This window comes from Chryseobacterium gilvum, assembly GCF_025628965.1.
Classification (GTDB): Bacteria; Bacteroidota; Bacteroidia; order Flavobacteriales; family Weeksellaceae; genus Chryseobacterium; species Chryseobacterium gilvum.
This window is the reverse complement of record NZ_JAOTEN010000008.1, coordinates 1-3,407: the sequence shown is the minus strand read 5'-3', so window position 1 is coordinate 3,407 and position 3,407 is coordinate 1. Positions and strand designations below refer to the sequence as shown.

Sequence of the window (3,407 nt, the reverse complement as noted above, 5' to 3'; positions counted from 1 at the left end):
GTTTGACTTCAAGGAAGCGGATATTATCGTCTACGATATGGGTGGAAGACAGCTGCAGAGTTTAAAAACCAAGAATAAAGTGACGAAGATCAATACCCAGAACCTGATTCAGGGCGCTTATCTCATCAAAATAAAAACCGATACCCAAAAAACCGCAAATGCGAAAATCATTAAAAAATAACATACTGATGAAGAAAATATATTTAATAGGAGTAATGATAGCTTTTTTTTGTACAATTAACAATTACCAAGCACAAGTTAATACTCCTAATACAACCGCAACTGATAATCATATCCCAAATATTATACCTCCAACTCCAACAGTTGCTTCACTAATGAAATTTGAAGAAATACCTGTTAGCAACTATACAGGTGTTCCTGATGTATCTATTCCGCTTTTTAATATCGCTACTAACTTTGGGTTCAATGTTAATCTCGCAATGAAATATCACCCCTTAAGTATTAAAAAAGATGAAATCTCTGGTTATACGGGTCTTGGTTGGAATTTATTTGCAGGAGGAACTATTTCAAGAACCGTCAGGGATATTCCTGATGAGTATTATCGTGCTGCGGGAATGCTAAATACCGAAAAAATAGGAATTTATGACTCAAGAAATAATTATTATGATGTTATTCCTTTATTAGACGTCAATGCTCTTATTGATGAAACTAATCCTGAGATTAATGAATTTTTATTTGAGGTAAGTGAAAAGCAAAAATATGATAGTAAACATGATTTATATCAATATAATTTTATGGGTTACAGTGGCCGTTTTATTATTGAAAAATTGGGGGATAATTATAATGTAGTTAAATTATCTAAAGATAATCTCAAAATCTCATATAATTTTAGCAATCAATCATTTGAAATAATTGATAATAATGGTCTTAAATATATTTTTGATGTAAAAGAACAATCCAAAAGTTCATCTTTTAACGAAAATGTTACATTTACAGGAGATTCAAGCATTTCGCCATCTAATAATTATGAATATACAAGTGCTTTTCATTTATCTAGCGTATCTTATGAAACTAATATATTAGCAGAATTTTTATATAATACTGATAATGAACTTTTAATCGAGAAACAGGGAACTAAAAATACTGTCAATAATGTTCCTATACTTCCAGATCTTAATTTTTTTATTAATGCTCATCAGCAAGGTACTTGTGAAGGACATATTCCCAGCAGCTTACTTCCTTTAAATTCTTATCAGACTACAAATGTAGAAACAAAGACAAAAAAACTTAAACAGATCAAAGTTATTGATAAGGGAATTATAAATTTTATTACATTAAAGGGTAACCGGCTGGATCAGAATATATTCAATGCTTCTGATACTCCTTATTTAAATAAAATCAGTATAAGTGATTGGAACGGAAAAGAAATAAAATCATATAATTTTGTTTATTCATTCATTGATAAACTTTTTTTAAAAGATATCGTAGAAACATCAGTGACTAATGAAATATCAAAATATAGTTTTATTTATAAGAACAATAGTCTTTCTCCTGCCGACTTTAAAACAGATTATTGGGGATATTATAAATTACCGGGTACAGATTGTGATAAAACTTTTTTTGATAACGAACTTATTGAAAACAGAAATGTTGATAAGCAATACATAACTAAAGATGTTCTCACTCAAATAACATATCCTACAAAAGGGTCTGCAATATTTGAATATGAGCCAAATACTTATTCTTATTGGGGAGATTTTTCTATTCCCACAAATCTTGATAATAATGATTATTTTGAATCTTTTGAAAATAATCCCGATAATTGGACCATAACAACATTTAATGAAGTATTTCTACAAAGTAGTAATGGTAATGAGCAAACTCAGAATTTAGGAATATTTAATACAAATAGAACACTGATTTTACAATCATCAATAGACAATAACGAAGGAATTGCAGGTATTTTAAAGCTATATAAAAGAAATTCTGCTCATCAGATTGTACAAACTATAGGTTTACAAACACTGTGTCCTCAGGAAATAGTATTAGAAGGTGGATTCGAATATGTAATAGGATTCGTCTGGAATCATCAAACACAAATAGGGGATAATCCCAATCCGAATGTGCCTGTAATAGGACATGCTAGTATATTCATTGATGAAAAAACAAGAAATCTAATTACGGAAAAATGGTTGTATGGAGGTGGAATAAGAATAAAAAATATTTATTATTTAGACAAAGTAGATAATGCAGCTTCTACAGATATAATAAATCAAGGATATCCCAATAATTTTGATAAACGAGTGTCTTTTAAATATAACTTTTTTAATGATGATAAGCGAAGCAGTGGCTCAATAGTTTTTCCAAAACCCATCATGAGTTATATAGCTGGCCGGGTATTTAGATATACAGGTTTTACCTGTAATCTTGACCCAGGACTTTGGGATATAAAATACAGAATTAATACACAATTTAATAATCTGTCGGCAATAGCTACACAAGGTGGTGATGTAGGTTATAAAAATGTAACAGTGTTTGAAACAGATAAAGGGAAATCAGAATATATTTATACATCTCCAATTGATTATCCTGAATCTATAGGATCAGCATCAGCAGCATATCCTTTTGTGCCTACAAAAAATATTGATTATAAAAGAGGTTTGCTTTTAAGTGAAAAGAAATATGATGATAATGGAAGAATACTTACAAGTAACGATAATGCTTATAACTTCGAAGATTACGAGAAAATTACAGGTGTTAATGTATACTATAAAAATTTTGATTGTCCTTTTGCGAGCAGATATGCCAGCTATTTTGCGTATAAATCTGATATTAATTCATCTACTTGCACTTTCAATGGCAATCTAATGTGTTATAACACTAAACAATGCGGTCCAGATGCAACCAGTTTTTTAACTTATCATCTCAATAAAGAAGCTTTTGGCTGGGCAAAATTAATAAACTCTGCTACAAAAAATTATTTTTATAATGCAAATAATGTTCAAAAAATTATAGAAATTAATACAGCTTATACTTACAGTATTAACAATATGCAGCCTTTAAAACAAACCACCACCACGGACGGAGTTATTCAAGAAACCTCTTACTCGTACGCGCATGAGAAAAACAATCCGCTTTTAATTGATAAGAATATGATTGGCATTCCATTGGAGACGACCTCTACGCAAACGGTGAATGGAGTTACCAAAACACTTTCAAAAACAGAAACGGTATATCCTACCTCTATTCCTACGAGTCAGGCCGGGAACTCAGTTTTACCATTGTCAGTAAAATCTTTTGATCTTCAGAATAACGTTCCATCCACAGAAGTCACCTACGACCGCTACGACAGCAAAGGCAATTTGCAGCAGTATACGACGAAGGATGGTATTTCCACGGCTATTGTCTGGGGGTATAATTCTACCCAGCCGATTGCCAAGGTAGAG

General features: G+C 31.1%; 2 protein-coding genes. Both read left to right on the top strand.

The features are described 5' to 3' along the window. The coding region (locus N0B16_RS14095) for a T9SS type A sorting domain-containing protein (protein ID WP_262991578.1) at nucleotides 1-181 on the top strand (181 nt) is incomplete at its 5' end. 7 nt (nucleotides 182-188) lie between these two features. Continuing rightward, a partial coding sequence (locus N0B16_RS14090; RefSeq protein WP_262991577.1) for a hypothetical protein occupies nucleotides 189-3,407 on the top strand: 3,219 nt, incomplete at its 3' end.